We start from the raw sequence: 961 nt of genomic DNA, 5'->3' as shown, positions 1-961 counted from the left end.
TAAACGTATGAAAAAACTCTTCCTGAGATCTCTCTTTTCCAGCAAAGAATTGAATATCGTCTATCAAAAGCACATCTACAGAACGGTAGTACTTCTTAAACTTGGCAATATCGTTTCGCTGTAATGCCTTAACCATATCCGCTACAAAACGTTCTGAATGTAAGTACACGATCCTCGCTTTTGGATTACGTGCTTTGATCTCATTGCCAACCGCATGCATCAAGTGCGTTTTACCTAGACCAACGTCGCCATATAAAAACAACGGGTTATACGATGCTCCAGGCTTATCTGCAACTTGTACCGCCGCCGCCCTCGCCAACTGGTTAGATTTACCTTCGACGAAGGTATCGAACGTAAATTTGTCATTTAGTGCACTTTTATGCTCTACAACGCCAGTTTCTTTATTGTCCGACGAAGAGGCATCTTTACTTACATGCAGCGCCCGGTTGTTCTCTTTAAAAGAGGAACTCGTCCGCTCAGAGGTGGTTCGCGATTGGCTTACATCGGATATCTGACTAATTCGTGAATTCTTAATTGCGTGTCTATCAGCTTCGATTACCGAACCTTGTGATGCGTTATCTGTAGAACTTGCTTTAGGCGCATGCCCTATTGAGACCCTGACCGGTAAGGATTTACCAGAGAGTTCTACCACCAAATCACCAATACGTTTGCGATAATGATCGTTAACAAAATCGAGGACAAAACGGTTTGGCGCAAATAGGGAGAAAACATCATCGACGATCGCTGCTTGTAATGGTTTCAACCACATATTGAATTTTTGCGCGGACTCCTCCTGTTCTAAACGAGCCAGGCAATTATCCCAAACTGATTCAAGCATTCGCTAACCATATTAGTTATTACGTTCGATATAAAACCTCGTCAATCTACTTAAATAACATCGGGCACTTTGAACAAAGCACGCTATCTAAACGACCAGGAATTTGAGTACTCGAAAACAAGA

At 42.5% G+C, this 961-nt stretch carries 1 protein-coding gene; it reads right to left on the bottom strand.

Features of this window, described 5'->3' with window-relative positions:
• On the bottom strand, positions 1 to 838 hold an 838-nt coding region (locus A3750_RS12810; protein ID WP_156498569.1), incomplete at its 3' end, for a DnaA ATPase domain-containing protein.
• Between the last annotated feature and the right edge of the window lie 123 nt (positions 839 to 961).

The sequence above is a fragment of the Oleiphilus sp. HI0079 genome (assembly GCF_001635105.1).
The sequence above is the reverse complement of the archived record's forward strand: the minus strand, read 5'-3'. Positions and strand labels throughout refer to the sequence as shown.